We start from the raw sequence: 19,657 nt of genomic DNA on the forward strand, positions 1-19,657 counted from the left end.
GCGCTGCGTGCGTGACGCGCGGGCGTCGACGCGGCGAGGAATCGCGCGAGCCACGGCGCGCCGCGCAGCAGGTAGGGCCAGCGGATGCGCAGCGGGCTGTCGGCGGCGAACAGGAAGTGCGGCATGTCGCGGAACACGGACGGGCCGTTGACGGGCACGCAGCCATACGGCGCGAACGTCGCGGCGTTGCCGAACGATGCGCCGTGGCCGACCCCGGCCGGATCGAACAGCGTGACGCGATGCCCGTCGCGCTGCAGCCATGCCGCCGCGCCGAGCCCGATGAAACCTGCACCCACGATGGCGATGTTCGCCATGACGCCTCTCCTCCGGCACACCTGGTTCACACAAAGATGGGATTAAGAATCACACAGTAATTTTTTGTGTGCAATCAAAAATCGATTGTGTGGCGCTAGCGTTTACCCGATTCCAACCCGCTGATTCGCCAGCCTTTTCGGCAGATGTTTGATCGGAAGGGGATGTCGGATACAATCGCCGGACAGGTTTAAACGGCAGACAAACGTTTTTTGTGTGGGCACGGGCGATACATGGCAGCAAACAAAATTTCCGGAGAGCGAGACGACGGCGCGCCGGCGCAGGCGAAGCGGCCGACCTATGTCGAGGTATCGAGCTCGATCGAGGCGGAAATCCGCAACGGCATGTACCCGCCGGGTAGCCGTCTGCCGCCGCAGCGCCAGCTCGCGACCGAGCTCGGCATCAACGTGTCGACCGTGTCGCGTGCGTACAAGGAGTTGCAGCTGCGTGGCCTCGTGATCGGCAGCAAGCGGCGCGGCTCGCTCGTCACCGGCGGCGCGATGCCGAGCATCGAGCCGGCCCGGGCGTCGCTCGCGGCGGGCAACGGCGTGATCGACCTGACGGTGAACCGTCCGGCGACGGGCGAGTTCCTCGCGAACCTCGCACGGACGTTCGGTGAGCTGCCGGACGATCCGCGTTTCGCATCGCTGCAGGAATACCAGCCGCCGCAGGGGCCCGACTGGGCACGCGCGGCCGGCGCGCAGTGGCTCGCCGCACCGGGCTTCGCGCCGTCGCGCGACCAGGTGGTCGTCACGAGCGGTGCGCAGCACGGGCTCTATGCGGTGCTGAACAGCCTGATCGGCACCGAGGGCGTGATCGTCGCCGACCGCCTCACGTATTACGGCCTGAAGGCGCTCGCGCCGGTGTTCCAGTTCGAGATCGTCAGCGCGCCGGCCGACGACGACGGCCTGCTGCCCGACGAGATCGAACGGATCTGCCAACGCATGCCCGTCAAGGCGATCTTCGTCGTGCCGAACCTGCAGAACCCGACCGTGACGACGATGAGCCTCGCGCGCCGGATGGCGCTCGTCGATATCGCGCGGCGCCATCACGTGACGATCATCGAAGACGACGTATACGGGCCGCTCGTGCGCGACCGGCTGCCGGCGATCGCGGGGCTGTGCCCCGAGCTGACGTTTCATATCGGCGCGACGTCGAAGATTCTCGCGCCGGGGCTGCGCCTCGGCTATCTGAGCTGCCCGCGCGACAGCGTCGCGCTGTGCGCGGAAGCGGTGCGCACCACCGCATGGATGCCGGCGCCCACGTCGATGCTGATCGCCACGGTGTGGATCGAGGACGGTACCGCCGAGCGGATCATGGCCGCGCAACTCGCGGAGATCCGCGCGCGCGTCGATCTCGCGCGGGAGCTGCTGCCGGCCGGGCAACTGAAGTCCGACCCCGCCTGCATGTTCGTGTGGCTGCGGCTGCCGCCGCCGTGGCGCGCCGACGACTTCGCCGCGAACGCGAAGGCGCGCGGCGTGATCGTGATGCCGTCGTCGACGTTCGCGGTCGATCGCGCGGAACTCGAGCACGGCGTGCGCATCAACCTCGCGTGCCCGGCCACGCGAGACGAACTCGTCAACGGGCTGCGGATCCTGTCCGGCACGCTGAAGGACCGGCCGCGCGCGCTGTTCGGCTCGATCTGACGGCACCCACTCAGTCGAGCAACCCCGCGACGACGTCGACGATCCGCTGCAGCAGCGCTTCGTCGTAAGGCAGCCACGGCACCGCGCGCAGCGGCGACGGCGGCGGCTCGATCGCGGGCTCGACGGGCTCGCCGTCGCGCGTCACGCGTCCGGTCGCGCAATGCACCGCCCACGCGCCGACGCGCACGTGGCGTTCGTCGATCGCGATCCTCCCTTGCGCAACCGGTTCGGCGAACACGAGTGACAGCACGTGCCGGCGATGGCGCGCCATCACGTTCAATGGAAGATCCGACAACCGGTTCAGGCGGTGCCGGCGTTCCGTGTCGAGCGCGTGCTGGCGGACCGGGTCCGTCGCGAGTGTCGCGGCGGCCGCGCGCGTTGCGTCGTCGTCGAGCGCGAACGCGGCCACGCTGACGAGCAGGTCGACCGCGCGCGCAATTTCGGAGAAGACGACGCGGTCGATCTCGCCGATCGGCACGGGCGCCCAGTGCCGTTCGTGCCGGCGCTCGACGTACAGCCGGCGCGACGTGCCGTGGCTTTCCGAACCGGGATAGAGCCGCGCGTCGACGAGGAAGGTGGCGCGCACGTCGCCGAATTCGCGGACGAGCCCGTCGTCGTACGCGCGGATCGACCAGCCTTCGCGGCGCGCGACGCCGAGCAGCGGCCGGCTCGACAGCACGTGACCTTCGAACATCGCGCAATCGCTGGCCGACGCGTCGTCATCTGCCGGCACGTAATACTCGCGGAAGGCCTGCCGGACCGGTTGCCGCAGCGAACGGCCGACGATCGCGCGCTGCCACGCGAGCCGCTCGTCCGCGTCGGCCAGCAGCGGGTGCCAGAGCCGGATGTCGCTGTCGCCCGCAATGTCGCATGCGCGGCCGGCCGCGTCGCGCGGCACGACCTTGCCCTTCGCGATCTCAGGCATGAACGACTGCGTCGCGCCATCGCGGCCGCGTGCCTGCCAGATCATTCGCGCGGAGAACGCGGCGCCGGCTGGCGCATCGACGAGCCGCTCGCGCCATTCGGCGTGGCCGAGCGACATCGGCTGCCAGAAGCCGGCTTCCATGCAAGTGGCAAGCATCGCGAGCTGCTTCTTGTCGGGCTTCGCGTCGAGCGTCATCCGCAGCGCGGTGTGCGGCCGCTCGCCGAGCGCGCGTTCGGCCGGTTTCAGGTTGCGCGCGAGCTTCTTCTGCACGCCCGCATGACGCACGACGGCCAGCGCGTCGCGCAGCGCGCGCACGCTCTCGGGCGTCGGGATCGTCTCGACCGCGTGGCCGAGTGCGATCGCGAGCGACTGCGACGGCGCGGTCTTCGCGGCGGTCGGCGCGACGCACACGCCCGTCAGCAGCGGCCCGATCAGCGGGCGCAGCCAGGCTTCGTCGCGATAGGCGGCCACGCGCGCGGCGCGCGCGACGACCTGCGCGTCGTCGGTCGTGAACGCGCGGTCGGCTTCGTACGGCACGGTGCCGGCATGAAGCGCCGCGACCTGCCGCGCGGCCTGGGTCAGCGCGTCGCGCGCGAATGCGACATACGCGACGTCTTCCGCGAGCGTGACCGCCGGATCGCTGAAGTCGATCCACAGCCGCTTCGGCGCGAAATAGCCGTCGTTCGTCGCGGCCAGCGCGAGCAGTGCGGCCGCGCCGAGCTCGGGCAGCACGTCGAGTTCGCGCACGCGAAACGGCGAGTCCGCCAGCGCTTGCGCATACGCATCGCGTCGCGCCGAGAAGTCGCGGCGGCCGGCGAACCAGTCGAGCGCATACGCGCCATACGCGGACGCCGCCCGCATTCCGCCTTCCTCCGGTTCGGCGGCGATGCGGGCGAGTTCGGCCTGCAGCGCGGGCGACGGCAGTGCGTCCAGGCAGGGCAGATCCTCCAGCGCATGCTTCCATCCGCCGGCCGGAATGTCGCGGAACAGCTCGAGCGCCGCCTCAGCGTCTACGCGCGGCGCGAGGCCGAGCGCATCGATCTGCTGGCGCAGCCAGCGCGCGAATTCGGCGCGCGGGTCGTCGTACGCGTGGTCGCGCTGCAGGATCTCGTGCTCGACGCGGCGCAATGCCGGCCAGACCGCGCCGAGCGCACGCGCATCGAGCGCCGACAGATCGATCGGCGTGCCGGTGAAGCGGCGATGGTCGGCCGTGCCGGTCAGCCGTGCGACTAGCAGCGCAACGAGGGCGTGATCAGTCATGCGCTTTCCCGGTCGGTTGTGGTGTTCTGACGCCATTTCCGTCCTTGCCGGGCGGCGCGGATTGCGTCGCCCGGCCCGACTGCCTGTTCGATCTGTATTGCATGGTCTGGCTCCGGCAATGAAAAACCGTGCGGGCGCACAGTATTGCACCCCAATTGCGGTAGTCGACAAAGGCCCGCACGGCGGGCGTGCCGGGCGATCCAACCGCGCCGCGCAAGCCCGCCGGCCGTTCGGCCATTTCATAAGATGTACAGTTGTCCCGCCATGCGCGATGTGCGCCGAACTGTACTCTTGTTCGCGTGATCGATGTGTGTACCCGCCGCCAACTGTTCTTCTCTTAACATTCGTCCATCAAGTGCACAGTGCCGCGGATCCCGTTGTAACGGAATCCTCCGGCGCATCTTAAAAAGCGAGCCACTGCGATGGAAAAGGCAAAACCGGAGGGAGCAATCAGGCAGAACGGCAGCCCGGTCGGCGGGCAGAACACGCGCGTATCGGACGCGCACGGGGCGGCGGCACGTATGCGCAGGCCGGCGGGGAGCACGCGATGAAGCTCTACGAAAAACTCGCAGACGACATCGAGCGTCTGATCCGCCAGGGCGTGTACCGGCACGGCGACCGGATTCCGTCGGTGCGGCAGGCGAGCCAGCAGCACCGGATCAGCATCACGACCGTGCTGCACGCGTACCTGCTGCTCGAAAGCCGCGGGCTGCTGGAAAGCCGCCCGCAGTCGGGTTACTTCGTGAACCTGCGCCGCGACGACAACCACGCGCCGGTGCGTGAGCTGCGGCCGTCGAAGCCGATCGCGATCTCGTCGTCCGTCGACATGAGCCGGCTCGTGCTGTCGACGCTGCGCTCGATCGGCACCGACGACGCCGTGCCGCTCGGCTCGCCGTATCCGGATCCGAGCCTGTTTCCGTTCGAGAAGCTGAACCGCTATGCGTATGCAGCCGGCCGCGACAAGTCGCTGTGGGGCGTGACGGACGGCCTGCCGCCGGGTCATCCGCGCCTGATCCGGCAGATCGCGCGACGCTATCTGGAAAACGGGATGTCGGTCGATCCGAACGAGATCATCGTGACGGTCGGCGCGACGGAGGCGATCAATCTGTGCCTGCAGGCGGTTGCGAAACCCGGTGACACGATCGCGGTGGAGTCGCCGACGTTCTACGCGATGCTGCACGCGATCGAGCGGATGGGGATGAAGGCGATCGAGGTCGCGACGCACCCGGAATACGGAATCGACATCGCGGCGCTGGCGACGATCGCAAAGTCGCAGCCGATCGCCGCGTGCATGGTGATGCCGAACTTCCAGAACCCGCTCGGCTTCCAGATGCCCGACGAGCGCAAGCGCGAACTGGTTGAATACGCAACGAAAGCCGACATGCCGATCATCGAGAACGGCGTGTACAACGAACTGTATTTCGGCGAGTCGCATCCGAGCGCGCTGAAGTCCTATGACCGCACCGGGATCGTGCTGCACTGTTCATCGTTCTCGAAGAGCCTGACGGCCGCCTACCGGATCGGCTGGGCGTTGCCGGGGCGCTATCGGGATCAGGTCGAGAAGCTGAAGTTTCTGAACACGCTGGCGACGCCGTCGCTGCCGCAGCTCGCGATCGCCGAGTTTCTCGAACGCGACGGCTACGAGCATCACCTGCGGCGGATTCGCAAGGCCTATGCGCAGCAGGCGAACCTGATGCGCGCGATGGTGTCGAGGTTCTTCCCGGAAGGCACGCGCATCTCGAGCCCGGCGGGCGGATACGTGCTGTGGGTCGAGCTGCCGGCACAGGTGGACGCGATGCGCCTGTACCAGCTCGCGCTGGAGCAGGGCATCACGATCGGCCCCGGCTACATGTTCTCGATCACGGACAACTACCGGAACTTCATCCGGCTGAACTACAGCAGCCCATGGTCGCCGGAAATCGAACAGGCGGTGATCGCCGTCGGGAAGCTCGCGGCATCCTGCATGCAGTCGTGAAGCGAAGGCCGGTGCGCGTCGCACGCACCGGCCTGTCCGATGCCGGTGTGCCGCGCTCAGCCGGCCTTCGCGCGTAAATACTCCGACACGCGCGCGAGCCCTTGCTCGAGCACGGTCCGGTTGTTGGCATAACCGATCCGCACATAGCCTTCCATGTCGAGTGCGCTGCCCGGCGTGAACATCACGCCGGTTGCCTCGATCAGCTCCGTGCAGAACGCGCGCGACGGCATGTCGAACGCATACTTGAGCAGCGCCGTCGTGCCGGACTTCGGCTTGACCCAGGAAATCGCCGGCTCGCGTTCGACCCATGCTTCGAGAATCGCGAGGTTGGTGCGCACGATGTCGTGACTGCGCTTCAGGATCACGTCGCGGTGCTCGAGCGCGAGCGTCGCGAGGTAGTCGTCGATCATCCCGACGCTGATCGTGTTGTAGTCGCGATGGACGCTCACCGCGTGGATCAGCTCGACCGGCCCGGCGATCCAGCCGAGACGCAGCCCGGCGAGCGAGTACGTCTTCGACATGCTCGCCGTGCTGATCCCGCGTTCGTACAGGTCGGCGATCGATGCGCTGTAGCCGCTGCCGGCCTGGTCGGTGCCGCGATAGACCTCGTCGCACAGTACGTACGCGCCGCAGCGTTTCGCGATCTCGACGATCTTGCCGAGCAGCGCTTCGTCCATCAGCGAGCCGGTCGGGTTGTTCGGGTTGTTGATCGCGATCAGGCGCGTCTTGTCGTCGACGAGGGACGCGAGTGCGTCGAGATCGGGCAGGAACCCGTTTTCCTCGCGCAGCTTCAGCACCTTCACGTTCGCGCCGTAGCTTTCCGGAATCGAGTAGTGCTGCTGGTAGGTTGGCAACACCGACACGACCGTATCGCCTGGCTCGACCAGCGTTTCATAGATGAGCGCGTTGCCGCCGATCGCGCCGTGCGTGACGATCACATTGGCGGCCGACTGGCGCGCGTAGGTCGACGCGATCGCTTCGCGCAGGCGCGGCGTGCCTTCGATCGCGCCATACGTGAGCTTCATCGGCCGCAGCTCGTCGAGCAGCGTGTCCTGCCTGCCGGTCATCGTCAGCAGCTGATCGACGGTCAGCGATTCGACGCACGTTTCCGCGAGGTTGTACGTACAGCGGTTCTCGTACAGATCCATCCAGCGTTCGACGCCGAATTCCTTGATCTTCATGGTCGTTCCTTTCTCGGTTGGGGTGGCGCGGCAGGCGGCCGCGTACAGATTGAAACGGGCAGGCTCGTCGCGATCGCGGGCTACCTGACGATGATGTCGCGCTTGAAATAGTGGACCGACAGGCGGCTCAGCGTACCGTCCTTCTTCAATGCGTCGAGTGCGGCGGACACCTTGCCGCGCAGTTCGGCGTCCTGCTTGCGGAACGCCATCCCGACACCTTCGCCGAGCGTCGCGGGGTCGCGGATCGGCTCGCCGAGGATCGCGAACGCGCGGCCTTCAGGCTTGTCGAGGAAACCTTCCTGCGCGGTTTGCGATTCCTGCACGGCGGCATCGAGGCGCCCGGATGCGAGATCGGCGTAGACGAGATTCTGATCCGAATACGGCGTGATCGTGACGCCGCGCGGCTCCCAGTTGCGCTTCAGAAAATCCTCCTGCGCGGATGCCTGCAGCACGCCGATGTGCTTGCCCTTCAGGCGCGCGGGATCCGGCAACAATCCGGAGTCCTTGCGGGCGACGAACACCATCGGCACCGCATAGACCGGCGACGTGAAGTCGACGATCTGCTTGCGCTTCTGCGTGATGTTCATCGCCGAATTGACCATGTCGAACTTGCGTGCGTGCAGCGCCGGCAACAGGCCGTCATAGACGTTCTCGACCCACACGCACCGTACCTTCATCTTCTCGCAAATGGCGTTGCCGATGTCGATGTCGAAGCCCTGGAGCTGCCCGGACGCGGTCTTGCTTTCGAACGGCGGATACGCGGCTTCGATGCCGATCCTGAGCGTTGCGGCGTTATCCGCGAACGCTAGTCCGGACAGGCCCGTGGACAACGCGACTGCGACGACCAGATGCTTGAGGTTCATGCGAACTCCATAAGGGTGAAAGGAGGACCGTCGCCCGTGGCCGGCCGGGGCCGTGAAATCTGCTGCGGCGCACCGTAAAGCGGGACAGGTCGTCTATGACGGACGGTGCTGCCAAGTATCTTCTTTCAGAAACATATTGTCCATAGTAGACTAAAAATCTAATTAATTTGGACGGTGTGACGAGGGCATCGACGCGCATCAAGCCAGTCGGCGGCGAGCCGCGAAGCGCGCGTTCGGGCCTCTCGTGACTGCGCACCGGAATCCGTTCGAGGAGACAGCAGGTGACCTATCAACGTATCGAACTGCCTTTGCCGTCGCCGGCACCGGGTGTCGCGCTTCATCTGAGCGCACACCGTTTCGGCAATCCCGACGCCGGGCGCAACCTGTATCTGCAGGCCGGGTTGCACGCGGACGAACATCCGGGGCTGCTCGTGCTCCAGCACCTGCTCGACGCATTGCACGAGCTCGATCGCGCGGGACGCATCGCCGGGGCCGTCACGGTCGTGCCGTATGCGAACCCGATCGGGTTGTCGCAGCGCCTGTTCGGGCCGGTCGTCGGGCGCTTCGATTTCGAGAACGGCGAGAACTTCAATCGCAATTTCCCGTTGCTGGACCGCGCGGTCGCGCAGCGTCTCGACGCGCCGGAGGCACGCGACATGACGCGGCAGGACTGGAAGCGGTTGTTCCGCGAGCTGCTCGGCGCGCGCAGCGAACTGACGCCGGCGGCCGCGATGAAGCTCGCGTTGGCGAGACTGGCGGTCGATCACGACATCGTTCTCGACCTGCATTGCGACACCGACGCGATCGCGCACGTCTACGCATCGACGTTGCAGCGCACGCGGGCCGAGACGGTTGCACGGATGATCGGCGCGCCGGTGGTCATGCTGGAGCCGCACGGCACCGGCGGCGGCGCGTTTGACCAGACGCATTCGAGCGCGTGGGGCGCGCTGCAACAGGCCGGCATCTTCGACGAAGCGCAGGGCGGCTTCTCGGCGACGATCGAGCTGCGCGGCCAGACCGACGTCGACGATGCGCTGGCGCGGCGCGACGCGCGCAACCTGTTGCGCTTCGCGCACGCCGAAGGAATCCTGTCGCTGCCGGAAACCGGTGATGGCGAAGAGGGGCCGGACGTCGTGCCTGCCGTGTTGCCGCTGCAGGGTGCCGCCCATGTGCGGTGTCCGTGTGCGGGCGTGATCGCCTATCGGCGCGCACCGGGCGAGCGCATCGTCGCGGGCGAGACGTTCGCGGAAGTCGTGCGTCTCGACGGCGACGGGATCAACGCGCGCATGCCGGTGGTCAGCCCGATCGACGGTGTGATGGTCGTGCGGCAACTGCAGAAGCTGGTGCGGCCCGGGCAGCGCGCGGCGCTGATCGCCGGCGACACCGCGCTCGCGGAACGGGATGCCGGGCATCTGCTGCTCGATTTCTGAGATCGGCCACACGTATCGTATCGATCCGACGACAGGAGTGCCGGATGGAACAGCTGGAAATCCCGCTGCCGGGAACGGCGCCGGGCATGCGCATCGCGTTGCGTGAATACACGTTCGGCCCCGCGGGCGCCGCGCGCTCGCTCTACGTTCAGGCCGCGCTGCACGCCGGGGAGGTGCCGGGGCTGCTGGTCATCCAGCATCTGCTTGAACGGCTCGCCGCGCTCGAGCGTACCGGCATGCTGGGCGGGCGCGTGGCCGTCATGACGTGGGCCAATCCGATCGGCATGCAGCAGTGCATCGGCGGCGCGCTGACCGGGCGTTTCGATTGTGCGGGCAGCGGCAATTTCGATCGGCGCTTTCCGGACATGCGGGCCGCGGTCGCGCGGCGGATTGCGGCGGGCGACGTGCCGCGCAGCGTGCGGGACGCGAAGGCATGGCTGACGGCGTTATCGGCGCCGCCGGCTGGCGCCGCTGATCCGGTCGACTATCTGAAGGCGATCCTGCTGCATCGCGCATTCGCGCACGACATCGCGCTCGACTTGCATTGCGACAAGACGGCGGTGATGCACGTGTACGGCAACTGGGCGCACGAGGCGCGCGCGACGGCGTTGGCGCGCTGCCTGGATGCGCCGATACTGCTGCTCGAGGAACATGCGGGTGGCGGTACGTTCGACCAGGCGTTTCACGATGCGTGGGCGCAATTGCGCAAGCGCGGCGTGCCGGGTTGGCGCGACGATGAAGCGGGGCCGGGTTTTTCGGCGGTCGTCGAACTGCGCGGGCAGCGCGACGTATCCGATGCGCTCGCTCGCGGCGATGCGGACGGGTTGATCGAGTTCCTGCGAACCGAGGCGATCGTCGCCGATCGCAGTGCGACGCTTGCGCATGCCGCGCCGGCCGTGGCCGCGCTGGAGGCGGTTGATCACGTGAAGGCCGATCGTACCGGCATCGTGTGCTGGAAGGTGCCCGTGGGCGGGCACGTCGACGCCGATGCGGTGATCGCGGAAATCGTCGATGCGGCAGCGGACGGCGCGCAGCATCGCGTGGCGGTGCGCTCACGCACATCGGGGATGCTGGTGGCGAGGATGCATGTGCCCTTCGTGCTGGCCGGGCAGCGCATCGCTATGATTGCCGGCCGCGATCCGATACCGGGGCGGGTGAGCGGGGCGCTGTTGCCGGATTGACGTTGGGTCGGCAGCTCGTCGCTCAGCGACTGCCGCGCGCGACGGCCAGCATCACCCCGAAGCCGACGAGCAAGACACCGAAGGTGCGATCGATCCAGTGACGTAACGACAACAAGCGATCGCGGACGGCATCGGCGGAGAAACAGACCGCCACCAGGCTGAACCAGCCTGCATGTGCCAGCGCGATGAACACGCCATAGCCGATCTGCACGTACAACGGCGTGTCCGGGCGGACGGCCTGCATGAACAGGCTGACGATGAACACGGTGGTTTTCGGATTCAATGCGTTGGTCAGAAAGCCGGTGCGCAGCGCCGCGAGATCGGACAGCGGTGCGACATGCATCGCGGGCCGGCCATCGGCTGGCCTGGCCGCGAGCATCTTCGCGCCGAGATAGATCAGGTAGATCGCGCCGACGAGCTTGACGGCATTGAAAAGCCACAGCGATTGACGGATCAGCAGGCCCACGCCGAGCAGCGTGTAGCTGACGTGAACCGTCACGCCGAGTCCGATCCCCCATGCGGTGAGCAAGCCCGAACGGCGCGACAGCATCAGGCTGTTGCGCGTGACCATCGCGAAATCCGGCCCCGGGCTGATCACGGCCAGCATAGTGATGGTGACTACGACTATCCATTCCGTCATTGCATCGTCCTTTCGGTTTTCTTCGTGATGCGCCAATATTAGGGATCACGATTCGCCGGGAAAAGCGATGATTTCTGACCAGGATGGTGAGTTTGGCTCACAGAACGTCCGTGCTGCTCTGCCGTCGCTGATGGCCCTGCGCTGCTTCGAAGCGGCGGCGCGCCACGAGCATTTCAGCCGTGCGGCCGACGAACTGCACGTGACGCACGGCGCGGTCAGTCGCGCGGTGCGTCTGCTCGAAGACGACCTGGCTGTGGCGTTGTTCGAGCGGCGCAGTCGTCGCGTGTTCCTGACCGACGCGGGCCGCAAGCTCGCGCAGGCCGTCCATGACGGCCTGCACCTGATGAGGCAGGCCGCGCACGAGTTACGGACCGACGCGGCCCGTGCGCAGCGTTGGGTGCTGTCGTGCGAACCCACGCTGCTGATGCGCTGGCTGATTCCGCGCTGGCCGGACTTCCAGGCAACCTATCCGCGCGTCGATATCCAACTCGCCGCGGCGGGCGGCCCGTTCTCGTTCGATCACGGCATCGATATCGCGATCCGCCGCAACGACTTTGCGTGGCCTGCGGGGTATCACGCCGAGCGCCTGTTCACCGAAAGGGTGGGGCCGGTGTGCCGGCCGGATCGCGTCGATACGTGGTTTTCCGACAGTCGCGATGGCCACGCGTTGAAGCGGGGCGCGCCGCGACTGCATACGCGCACGCGGCCGGACGCATGGAAGGAATGGGCGGCCGCCGCGCATCAACCGGCGGGTAGCGGACGTGGGCAGATGTTCGACCATTTCTATTTCAGCCTTCAGGCGGCCGTCGCAGGGCTGGGTGTCGCAATCGGCCCGTGGCACCTCGTTCGCGACGACCTCAAAAGCGGGGTCCTGGTCGCGCCGATGGGTTTCGTCGAAGACGGCTCGCACTATTGCCTGCTGACGCCGGAGCCGGTAAAGGACGGAAGCGCGCAGTCGGCGCTGCTCGACTGGCTGAGGACGATGGCCTGACGCGCGAGCCGGGTCGCTGCGCGACGTCGGCGACATCCAAAAAAAAATGGCGCCGCAGGCATGCAGCCCGCGGCGCCATTGCGTGTCGCTACGGCGGGTACGACCCGCCGCAGCTCGACCGCATGCTTAGATCTGCACGGTGTCGGCGACTTCCTTGAAGTCTTCGATCTGGTCGAAGTTCATGTACTTGTAGATCTTGTCGCCGTCCGCGGTGAGCACGCCCATGTCGGCCATGTACTCTTCCTTGGTCGGGATCCGGCCCAGACGCGAGCAGATCGCCGCCAGTTCCGCCGAGCCGAGGTACACGTTCGTGTTCTTGCCCAGGCGGTTCGGGAAGTTGCGGGTCGACGTCGACATCACAGTCGCTCCTTCGCGCACCTGTGCCTGGTTGCCCATGCACAGCGAGCAGCCCGGCATTTCGGTGCGCGCGCCGGCCGTGCCGAACACGCCGTAGTGACCTTCTTCCGTCAACTGCTTCTGGTCCATCTTGGTCGGCGGCGCGACCCACAGCTTGACCGGGATGTCGCGCTTGCCTTCCAGCAGCTTCGACGCGGCACGGAAGTGACCGATGTTGGTCATGCACGAGCCGATGAACACTTCGTCGATCGTGGCGCCTGCGACGTCGGACAGCGTCTTCACGTCGTCCGGGTCGTTCGGGCACGCAACGATCGGCTCGTGGATGTCGGCCAGGTCGATCTCGATGACGGCCGCGTATTCGGCGTCGGCATCCGGCGACAGCAGTTGCGGGTCGGCCAGCCACTGCTCCATCGCCGCGATACGGCGCTGCAGGCTGCGCGGATCCTGATAGCCCTGCGCGATCATCCACTTGAGCAGCGTGATGTTGCTGTTCAGGTACTCGATGATCGGTTCCTTGTTCAGGTGCACCGAGCAACCGGCCGCCGAACGCTCGGCCGACGCATCCGACAGCTCGAACGCTTGCTCGACCTTCAGGTCGGGCAGGCCTTCGATCTCGAGAATGCGGCCCGAGAAGATGTTCTTCTTGCCTTGCTTGGCGACCGTCAGCATGCCCTGCTTGATCGCGTACAGCGGAATCGCGTTGACCAGGTCACGCAGCGTGACGCCCGGCTGCATCTTGCCCTTGAAGCGGACCAGCACCGATTCCGGCATGTCCAGCGGCATCGTGCCGGTGGCGGCCGCGAACGCGACCAGGCCCGAGCCTGCCGGGAAGCTGATGCCGATCGGGAAGCGCGTGTGCGAGTCGCCGCCGGTGCCGACGGTGTCGGGCAGCAGCATGCGGTTCAGCCACGAGTGGATCACGCCGTCGCCCGGGCGCAGCGCGATGCCGCCACGCGTGCTGATGAAGTTCGGCAGCGTCTGGTGCGTCTTCACGTCCACCGGCTTCGGATAGGCGGCGGTGTGGCAGAACGACTGCATCACGAGGTCGGCCGAGAAGCCGAGGCACGCCAGATCCTTCAGTTCGTCGCGGGTCATCGGGCCCGTGGTGTCCTGCGAGCCGACCGAGGTCATCTTCGGTTCGCAGTACGTGCCCGGACGCACGCCCTGGCCTTCCGGCAAACCGCATGCGCGGCCGACCATCTTCTGCGCGAGCGAGAAGCCCTTGCCGCTGTCGGCCGGCTGGTGCGGCAGGCGGAACAGCGTCGACGGTGCGAGGCCCAGCGCTTCACGCGCCTTCGCGGTCAGGCCTCGGCCGATGATCAGCGGAATGCGGCCGCCGGCGCGCACTTCGTCGAACAGCACGTCCGACTTGACCTGGAATTCGGCGATCACGTTGCCGTCCTTCAGCGCCTTGCCTTCGTACGGGCGCAGTTCGACCACGTCGCCCATTTCCATCTGCGACACGTCGAGTTCGATCGGCAGCGCGCCGGCGTCTTCCATCGTGTTGTAGAAGATCGGGGCGATCTTGCCGCCGAGGCACACGCCGCCGAAGCGCTTGTTCGGGACGAACGGGATGTCTTCGCCGGTGAACCACAGCACCGAGTTGGTGGCCGACTTGCGCGAGGAGCCGGTGCCGACCACGTCGCCGACGTAGGCGACCAGGTGACCCTTTTCCTTCAGCGATTCGATGAACTTGACCGGGCCGCGCTTGCCGTCTTCTTCCGGCGTAATGCCGGGGCGGGCGTTCTTCAGCATCGCGAGCGCGTGCATCGGGATGTCCGGGCGGGTGGTGGCGTCCGGCGCCGGCGACAGGTCGTCGGTGTTGGTTTCGCCCGTGACCTTGAACACGGTGATGGTCAGGCTTTCCGGCACTTCCGGACGGCTCGTGAACCATTCGGCGTCGGCCCAGCTCTGCAGCACGGCCTTCGCGTGGGCGTTGCCCTTGTCGGCGAGTTCCTTCACGTCATGGAACTGGTCGAACATCAGCAGGGTTTTCTTCAGCGCGTCGGCCGCGACGGCCGCGACGGCGTCGTCGGACAGCAGCTCGATCAGCGGCTGGATGTTGTAGCCGCCGAGCATCGTGCCGAGCAGTTCGGTCGCCCGCTCGCGCGAGATCAGCGGGCAGGCCGTCTCGCCCTTCGCGACGGCGGCCAGGAAGCCGGCCTTCACGCGGGCGGCTTCGTCGACGCCGGCGGGGACGCGGTGCGTGATCAGGTCGACTAGCGTCTGCTCTTCGCCTGCGGGCGGGTTCGCCAGCAGTTCCACCAGCTCGGCGGTTTGCTGAGCCGTCAGCGGCAGAGGGGGAATACCGAGCGCGGCGCGGGCGGCCACGTGAGCACGAAAGTTTTCAAGCATGGGGGGACCTGCTGAGATTGCGTTTCAGGGGAAGGGCTTTCCAGGCACGCCGAGGCTGCTGTTCCGGACACTGCTTCACTGCTTTCGACGGGGATTCTAATCGCAATACGGTCAGGCGTCAAATGTCTTATGTCTTATATAAGAGTTGGATTTTAAGACTTCCCCGTTGCAGGTCGCGGCGCGGCGGTCGAGCGGAAGCCGACCGCGTCGCGACCCCCGAAGGTATTCATTCCGGGGCAGACGCGGAATCGGTCCCCACTTGCATCTGTGCGAGGCTGCGGCGCAATACTTCCACGTTTTGCGCGCCGTTCAGTACGCTGAACTGATGCTGCGCTTCGCGCCACAGCGGTGTCGCCCGCTCGAAGAGCTTCGTGCCTTCAGGCGTGAGCTCGACGATGCGGATACGACCGTCCTCCGGCGACGGTCGCATCGTGACGAAGCCGTCCCGCTCCAGAACGCCAACCATTTTTCCCATCGCCGTGCGCTCGATGTCGAGGCGCTCGGCCAGCGCATTGACCGACGCGCGCTCGCGCTCGTTCAACGTGGCGAGGATCAGGAACTGCGTGATACGCAGGCCCGACGGCTGGAGATGCGCATCGTAAAGACGCGAGATCTGACGGGCGGCCTTCCTCACCGTAAAGCAATTGCATTGATCCACCCCGACGGGTTGGTCGTTCGCCCGCATTTCTCTTCTCCTTGATGTTGGCAAATTGCCGGATTCACGCGATGTCACGCAAAAGCGCCGCGGTACTTCTCGATGAAGGCCGGCACCGACAGCGCCGGGGTGCCCGTGATTTTCTCGACCACATCGTTGGTACCCTGGAAGACGCCCTCACGATAATGCTGGGCGACTTCCACGAGGTGCTGCACGAGGAACGGAGGAAACTTGTACAGTTGCTCCATCTTTTGCTTGAACGCCTCGATCGAAGCCGGAGCATATTCGATCTTGATGCCGAGCACGTCGCTCATCATCGCCGCGATTTCCGTGTGATTCAGTTCCACCGGGCCATGCAGCGTGTAGGTCTGGCCTCCATGGCCGGCCGGCTTCGCCAGCAGATGAGCGATGACCCGGCCCTGATCGTCCGTGCTGATCGGCGCGTGGCGGCCGTCCTCGAAAGGAAACTCGATCTTCTTCGTGGCCCGGATTTCCTTCGCGAAGTGCGGATAGACGAGCCAGTCCGCGAAGAAGGTGGGGCGCAGGTGCGTCGTCGGTACGCCCGACCAGTCGAACACGCGTTCGGAAACCCAGTGGTCCTGGGCCGCGTGGCTCGTCGATTCGCGTCGTGCCGAAATTTGCGACATGTTGACGATGGCGCCGACGCCGGCTTCCTTCGCGGCCTGCGCGAAATACGCCGCGGCCCCGACGATGCCCGGTGCGATCGGATGCAGGAAGTAGGCCGCGCTCACGCCTTCCATCGCGGCGCGGATCGTATCGATGTCGGTGAAATCGCCGACGGCGATGTCGACGCCGCGTGCGCGCAGCGCGGCGGCGCGTTCGTCGTCCGAGCGGACATAGGCGCGCACGCGCTTGCCCATCTGCAGCAGTTCGTCGATGGCGGCACCGCCGGTGCGGCCGGTCGCGCCGCTGACAAGAATCGATGTTTCGTTCATGACTGAATTCCTCTATGAAAGTAAGAGCATATGCTCCTATGTGTCAATGTAGGAGCATATGCTCTTATGTGCAAGTCTTTAATTTGGGGCGGCAACGGCGCGGCGATGGTCGAAACGTTTCGGCCCGCCGCGGAGCCCGGAGCGGTGTGCGGCTAGAACGCCGCCATGCCTTGGGCGACGCCAGGCCGCGCGCCGATCCGCGCGTACCACGCATGGAGCAGGGGCAAGGCGGACCAGTCGAGGTCCTGGGTCATGGCGAAGGCACTCGTATAGGCGGCGATGTCCACGAGCGTGAACGTATCGCCGGCGAGATACGGGCTGTGGGTCAGGAATCGCTCGGCGTGAATGAGCGCATCGAGCGAGCGCCCGGCCAGCCATCGGGCGCCCGGTTCGTCGCCTTGCTGCGCGAGCGCGAAAGCACTGCCGTTCGGTGCGATCACTTCGGTGATGAAATAGAACCAGCGATCGAGGAACAACGCGGCTTCCCGCCCTTGATCGGGCGCGAGGCGCTCGCCGGATCGGCTCGCCGCATAGAGCATGATCGCGTTCGACTGGGTGAGGACGAGGTCGGCGCCTGCGTTGCCGTCTTCGACCATGACCGGCACGAGACCGCGTGGGTTGAGCGCGCGAAACGCAGCGGATTTGTGCGCGCCTGCCTTCAGGTCCATCTGGCTCACGGAATACGGGATACCGGCTTCCGCCAGCGCAATGGCGGCCCTTCGGCAGTTGCCTGTTCGTGCTCCATAACGACGGATTGCCATGAGCGGGTCTCTGGTTGATGTCCACGGGAGGTCGTGGCGCCGAGCGAATCGCGCGAATGTCGAGCGGCGCGGGCCTTCATGCGGCGGGCAGGAATGGCCGCATCGCCGCGGCGGAGGTGTCCTGCGGCGTCAGTCGACGATTCGTCGTCGAGCCGCCGACGCAGAGCGCCGCGATTCGCCAGCCGCCGTCGGTCTGGCGAAGGCGGTCGAGCATCGGCGAATACATCCAGATCATCGGCAGGTCGCAGCTTTCGGTCAACTCACCGTCACTCATCTTGGGCGCGTCTTCCGGCGCCGCGTAGCGCACGAGGAGGTTGTGATAACGTTCCGCTCGACCCGAGCGGCAGCCTGGACGGCAACCCGTAATCGTCGTCGGCGTGACTGCGCCGGACACGGAGAGCGTGAGTCCGACCGAATATGTGCGGCGCTTCGGCAGGCGCGCCGAGGCGAGTCTGAGCGGCGCGCGCCGGCGTCTCGCTGAACGAATGGCGCCGACCCGCAGGAAGCGTCACCGTGACCGTCACGACGTGAAAACCCATGGAGGAGCGACAGATGAAAATCATCACCGGTCCGCTGAGCATGTTCGGCGCGAAGGTCGAGATCGCGGCGCACGAGAAGGGCATCGCCTTCGAGCGCGTGCTGGCGCCGTTCAGCCAGCAGCGCGGCTACGACCCGAAGCATCCTGACGTCCTGCGCATCAACCCGAAGCGCCAGGTGCCGGTGCTGATCGACGGCGAGCTGGAGATTTTCGATTCCACGCAGATCTTCGAATATCTCGAGGACCTGAAGCCCGATCCCGCGTTATGGCCGGCGCAGCCGAAGGCGCGCGCCGTTGCGCGTCAGCTTGAGCACTGCAGCGACGAGATCTATTTTCCGCACGTCATCCGGCTGATGGGCCTCGAAGCGACGCCGGACCATCCCGACGCGCAGGCCGCGCGCGACGCAGCGCGGCAATACTATCGACGCATGGAAGGCGTGCTGGCGGACCGGGAATATCTGGCGGAAACCTATTCCTACGCGGACATCGCGTTCTATATGGCGCAGTTGTTCGGCGCGCGCAAGGGCGCGCCGATGACGGCCGAGACGCCGAACCTGCTCGCGTGGCGCGAACGGATGACCGCGCGTCCGGCCGTGCGGAAAGTGGCCGGCGCGATGGCGGGTTATCTCACTTCGATCGATCATCCGGTTCCGGACTTCCTTCGCGGGCTCGACTAGCCATCGGTTTCGCATTGAGCGGCGATCGCCGATCGCTGCTCGATGCGAACGGATCACCCGCCCGTCACCGGCGGAAAGAACGCCACCTCGCTATCCTCCCGCACGACGAAACCGCCCGTCACCATCTCGAGATTCACGGCCACCCGCACCGGCCGATCCATTTGCAGCGCTTCTCCGCTACGCGCGTCGCGTGCGGCGAGCGTGCCGCGCAGCGCGTCGACGGTGACCTCATCCGCATCGATCTCGACGACTTCCTCGTCGGTATGCAGTTGTTCGCGAATGCTCGCAAAGTATTTGATCGTCAGTTTCATGGCGATGTCCCGGGCGAAATCGGAGGAAGCGGCGACAGCGGAAAAGGCATGACCGGCACGTTCATCCCCATCGCCGCATCGCCTGGTCGTCATGCGCCTTCGGCTCGACCCAGCCGGACACGCCGTCATGCCGGATCTCCTTCTTCCAGAATGGCGCGTGCGTTTTCACGAAGTCCATGATGAACTCGCACGCATCGAACGCCGATGCGCGATGCGCGGCGGCGACCACGACGATCACGACCGCGTGGCCGAGCGGAATCCGCCCGACGCGATGCACGATCCTGACCGCTTCGAGCTGCCAGCGCGCGCCGGCTTCCTCGACGATGCTCCAGAGCGCCTGCTCGGTCATCGTCGGATAGTGCTCGACTTCGAGCGCGATCACGTCGTCGACGTCGCCTTCGTTGCGCACGACGCCGAGGAAATTCACGACCGCGCCGACATTCGGATTGCGAACGATCGGCGCGATCTCGACGCCGGCGTCGATCGCCGCGTATTGCACCCGCACCTCGAAGCCGGCGGCAATCGCCGGCGGCGGTTCGGTGTGCAGCGCGGATGGCTCGGGATGGCTGCCGTCACGCGACGGATCGTCGGGTGGCGCGCCACGGGATTCGGTGAAACTCGTCATGACGGGGTTCTCCTGTAA

18 protein-coding genes are annotated in these 19,657 nt (G+C 66.3%); 6 read left to right on the forward strand and 12 right to left on the reverse strand.

Annotation, left to right across the window (positions count from 1 at the left end):
• On the reverse strand, nucleotides 1-314 hold a 314-nt coding region (locus F3J14_RS11090), incomplete at its 3' end, for an FAD-dependent oxidoreductase (protein WP_166723012.1).
• A gap of 231 nt (nucleotides 315-545) precedes the next feature.
• Here F3J14_RS11090 and F3J14_RS11095 point away from each other — a divergent pair.
• Nucleotides 546-1,958, forward strand: coding sequence for a PLP-dependent aminotransferase family protein (locus F3J14_RS11095; protein ID WP_166723013.1), 1,413 nt, complete (start codon nucleotides 546-548; stop codon nucleotides 1,956-1,958).
• Nucleotides 1,959-1,968: 10 nt separating this feature from the next.
• Here F3J14_RS11095 and F3J14_RS11100 read toward each other — a convergent pair whose 3' ends face one another.
• Nucleotides 1,969-4,143 carry a DUF4132 domain-containing protein gene (locus F3J14_RS11100; protein ID WP_166723014.1) on the reverse strand — a complete coding sequence of 725 codons (2,175 nt, stop codon included), beginning with the start codon at nucleotides 4,141-4,143 and terminating at the stop codon, nucleotides 1,969-1,971.
• Between the two features lie 547 nt (nucleotides 4,144-4,690).
• Here F3J14_RS11100 and F3J14_RS11105 point away from each other — a divergent pair.
• Complete coding sequence (locus F3J14_RS11105; RefSeq protein WP_166723015.1) at nucleotides 4,691-6,118, forward strand: PLP-dependent aminotransferase family protein; 1,428 nt, start codon at nucleotides 4,691-4,693, stop codon at nucleotides 6,116-6,118.
• A 56-nt stretch (nucleotides 6,119-6,174) separates the two neighbouring features.
• Here the strand turns inward: F3J14_RS11105 and F3J14_RS11110 are convergent, their stop codons facing one another.
• Both F3J14_RS11110 and F3J14_RS11115 read right to left on the reverse strand, forming a co-directional pair.
• A complete protein-coding gene (locus F3J14_RS11110; RefSeq protein ID WP_166723016.1) occupies nucleotides 6,175-7,299 on the reverse strand; it encodes an aminotransferase in 1,125 nt (374 codons plus the stop codon).
• A gap of 80 nt (nucleotides 7,300-7,379) precedes the next feature.
• Nucleotides 7,380-8,162: an ABC transporter substrate-binding protein gene (locus F3J14_RS11115; RefSeq protein WP_166723017.1), complete on the reverse strand. Its 783-nt coding sequence runs from the start codon at nucleotides 8,160-8,162 to the stop codon at nucleotides 7,380-7,382.
• A 281-nt stretch (nucleotides 8,163-8,443) separates the two neighbouring features.
• Between F3J14_RS11115 and F3J14_RS11120 the strand changes: the two genes are divergently transcribed.
• Nucleotides 8,444-9,592, forward strand: a complete 1,149-nt coding sequence (locus F3J14_RS11120) for a succinylglutamate desuccinylase/aspartoacylase family protein (RefSeq protein WP_166723018.1) — start codon at nucleotides 8,444-8,446, stop codon at nucleotides 9,590-9,592.
• A 44-nt stretch (nucleotides 9,593-9,636) separates the two neighbouring features.
• Nucleotides 9,637-10,773, forward strand: a complete 1,137-nt coding sequence (locus F3J14_RS11125) for a succinylglutamate desuccinylase/aspartoacylase family protein (RefSeq protein WP_166723019.1) — start codon at nucleotides 9,637-9,639, stop codon at nucleotides 10,771-10,773.
• Nucleotides 10,774-10,795: 22 nt separating this feature from the next.
• On the opposite strand, the gene F3J14_RS11130 is transcribed toward F3J14_RS11125, so the two are convergent.
• The gene (locus F3J14_RS11130) at nucleotides 10,796-11,413 is read right to left on the reverse strand and encodes a LysE family transporter (RefSeq protein ID WP_166723020.1); all 618 of its coding nucleotides are present in this window, start codon (nucleotides 11,411-11,413) and stop codon (nucleotides 10,796-10,798) included.
• Between the two features lie 67 nt (nucleotides 11,414-11,480).
• On the opposite strand from F3J14_RS11130, the gene F3J14_RS11135 reads away from it, so the two are divergent.
• Complete coding sequence (locus tag F3J14_RS11135; RefSeq protein ID WP_166723021.1) at nucleotides 11,481-12,404, forward strand: LysR family transcriptional regulator; 924 nt, start codon at nucleotides 11,481-11,483, stop codon at nucleotides 12,402-12,404.
• A 126-nt stretch (nucleotides 12,405-12,530) separates the two neighbouring features.
• Here F3J14_RS11135 and acnB read toward each other — a convergent pair whose 3' ends face one another.
• The 5 genes from acnB to F3J14_RS11160 form a co-directional block, all read right to left on the reverse strand.
• Nucleotides 12,531-15,116: a bifunctional aconitate hydratase 2/2-methylisocitrate dehydratase gene (gene acnB / locus F3J14_RS11140; RefSeq protein WP_166723022.1), complete on the reverse strand. Its 2,586-nt coding sequence runs from the start codon at nucleotides 15,114-15,116 to the stop codon at nucleotides 12,531-12,533.
• 226 nt (nucleotides 15,117-15,342) lie between these two features.
• On the reverse strand, nucleotides 15,343-15,801 hold the full coding sequence (locus F3J14_RS11145) for a MarR family winged helix-turn-helix transcriptional regulator (protein ID WP_166723023.1): 459 nt from the start codon (nucleotides 15,799-15,801) through the stop codon (nucleotides 15,343-15,345).
• 44 nt (nucleotides 15,802-15,845) lie between these two features.
• The gene (locus F3J14_RS11150) at nucleotides 15,846-16,727 is read right to left on the reverse strand and encodes an NmrA family NAD(P)-binding protein (RefSeq protein ID WP_166723024.1); all 882 of its coding nucleotides are present in this window, start codon (nucleotides 16,725-16,727) and stop codon (nucleotides 15,846-15,848) included.
• A gap of 152 nt (nucleotides 16,728-16,879) precedes the next feature.
• A complete protein-coding gene (locus F3J14_RS11155; RefSeq protein WP_166723025.1) occupies nucleotides 16,880-17,488 on the reverse strand; it encodes a glutathione S-transferase family protein in 609 nt (202 codons plus the stop codon).
• Nucleotides 17,489-17,564: 76 nt separating this feature from the next.
• A complete protein-coding gene (locus F3J14_RS11160; RefSeq protein ID WP_211080345.1) occupies nucleotides 17,565-17,882 on the reverse strand; it encodes a hypothetical protein in 318 nt (105 codons plus the stop codon).
• Nucleotides 17,883-18,040: 158 nt separating this feature from the next.
• Here F3J14_RS11160 and F3J14_RS11165 point away from each other — a divergent pair, with 158 nt between their 5' ends.
• Nucleotides 18,041-18,703, forward strand: a complete 663-nt coding sequence (locus F3J14_RS11165) for a glutathione S-transferase family protein (protein ID WP_166723026.1) — start codon at nucleotides 18,041-18,043, stop codon at nucleotides 18,701-18,703.
• Nucleotides 18,704-18,756: 53 nt separating this feature from the next.
• Here the strand turns inward: F3J14_RS11165 and moaD are convergent, their stop codons facing one another.
• Together moaD and F3J14_RS11175 are read right to left on the reverse strand one after the other, a co-directional pair.
• Nucleotides 18,757-19,014 (reverse strand): molybdopterin converting factor subunit 1, encoded by a 258-nt coding sequence (gene moaD / locus F3J14_RS11170; RefSeq protein WP_166723058.1) that lies wholly within the window; start codon nucleotides 19,012-19,014, stop codon nucleotides 18,757-18,759.
• Nucleotides 19,015-19,075: 61 nt separating this feature from the next.
• A complete protein-coding gene (locus F3J14_RS11175; protein WP_166723027.1) occupies nucleotides 19,076-19,639 on the reverse strand; it encodes a molybdenum cofactor biosynthesis protein MoaE in 564 nt (187 codons plus the stop codon).
• Nucleotides 19,640-19,657: the final 18 nt, after the last annotated feature.

Origin of the sequence: Burkholderia sp. Tr-862, from assembly GCF_011753085.1 — a bacterium.
In the GTDB taxonomy this organism is placed as follows: domain Bacteria; phylum Pseudomonadota; class Gammaproteobacteria; order Burkholderiales; family Burkholderiaceae; genus Burkholderia; species Burkholderia ambifaria.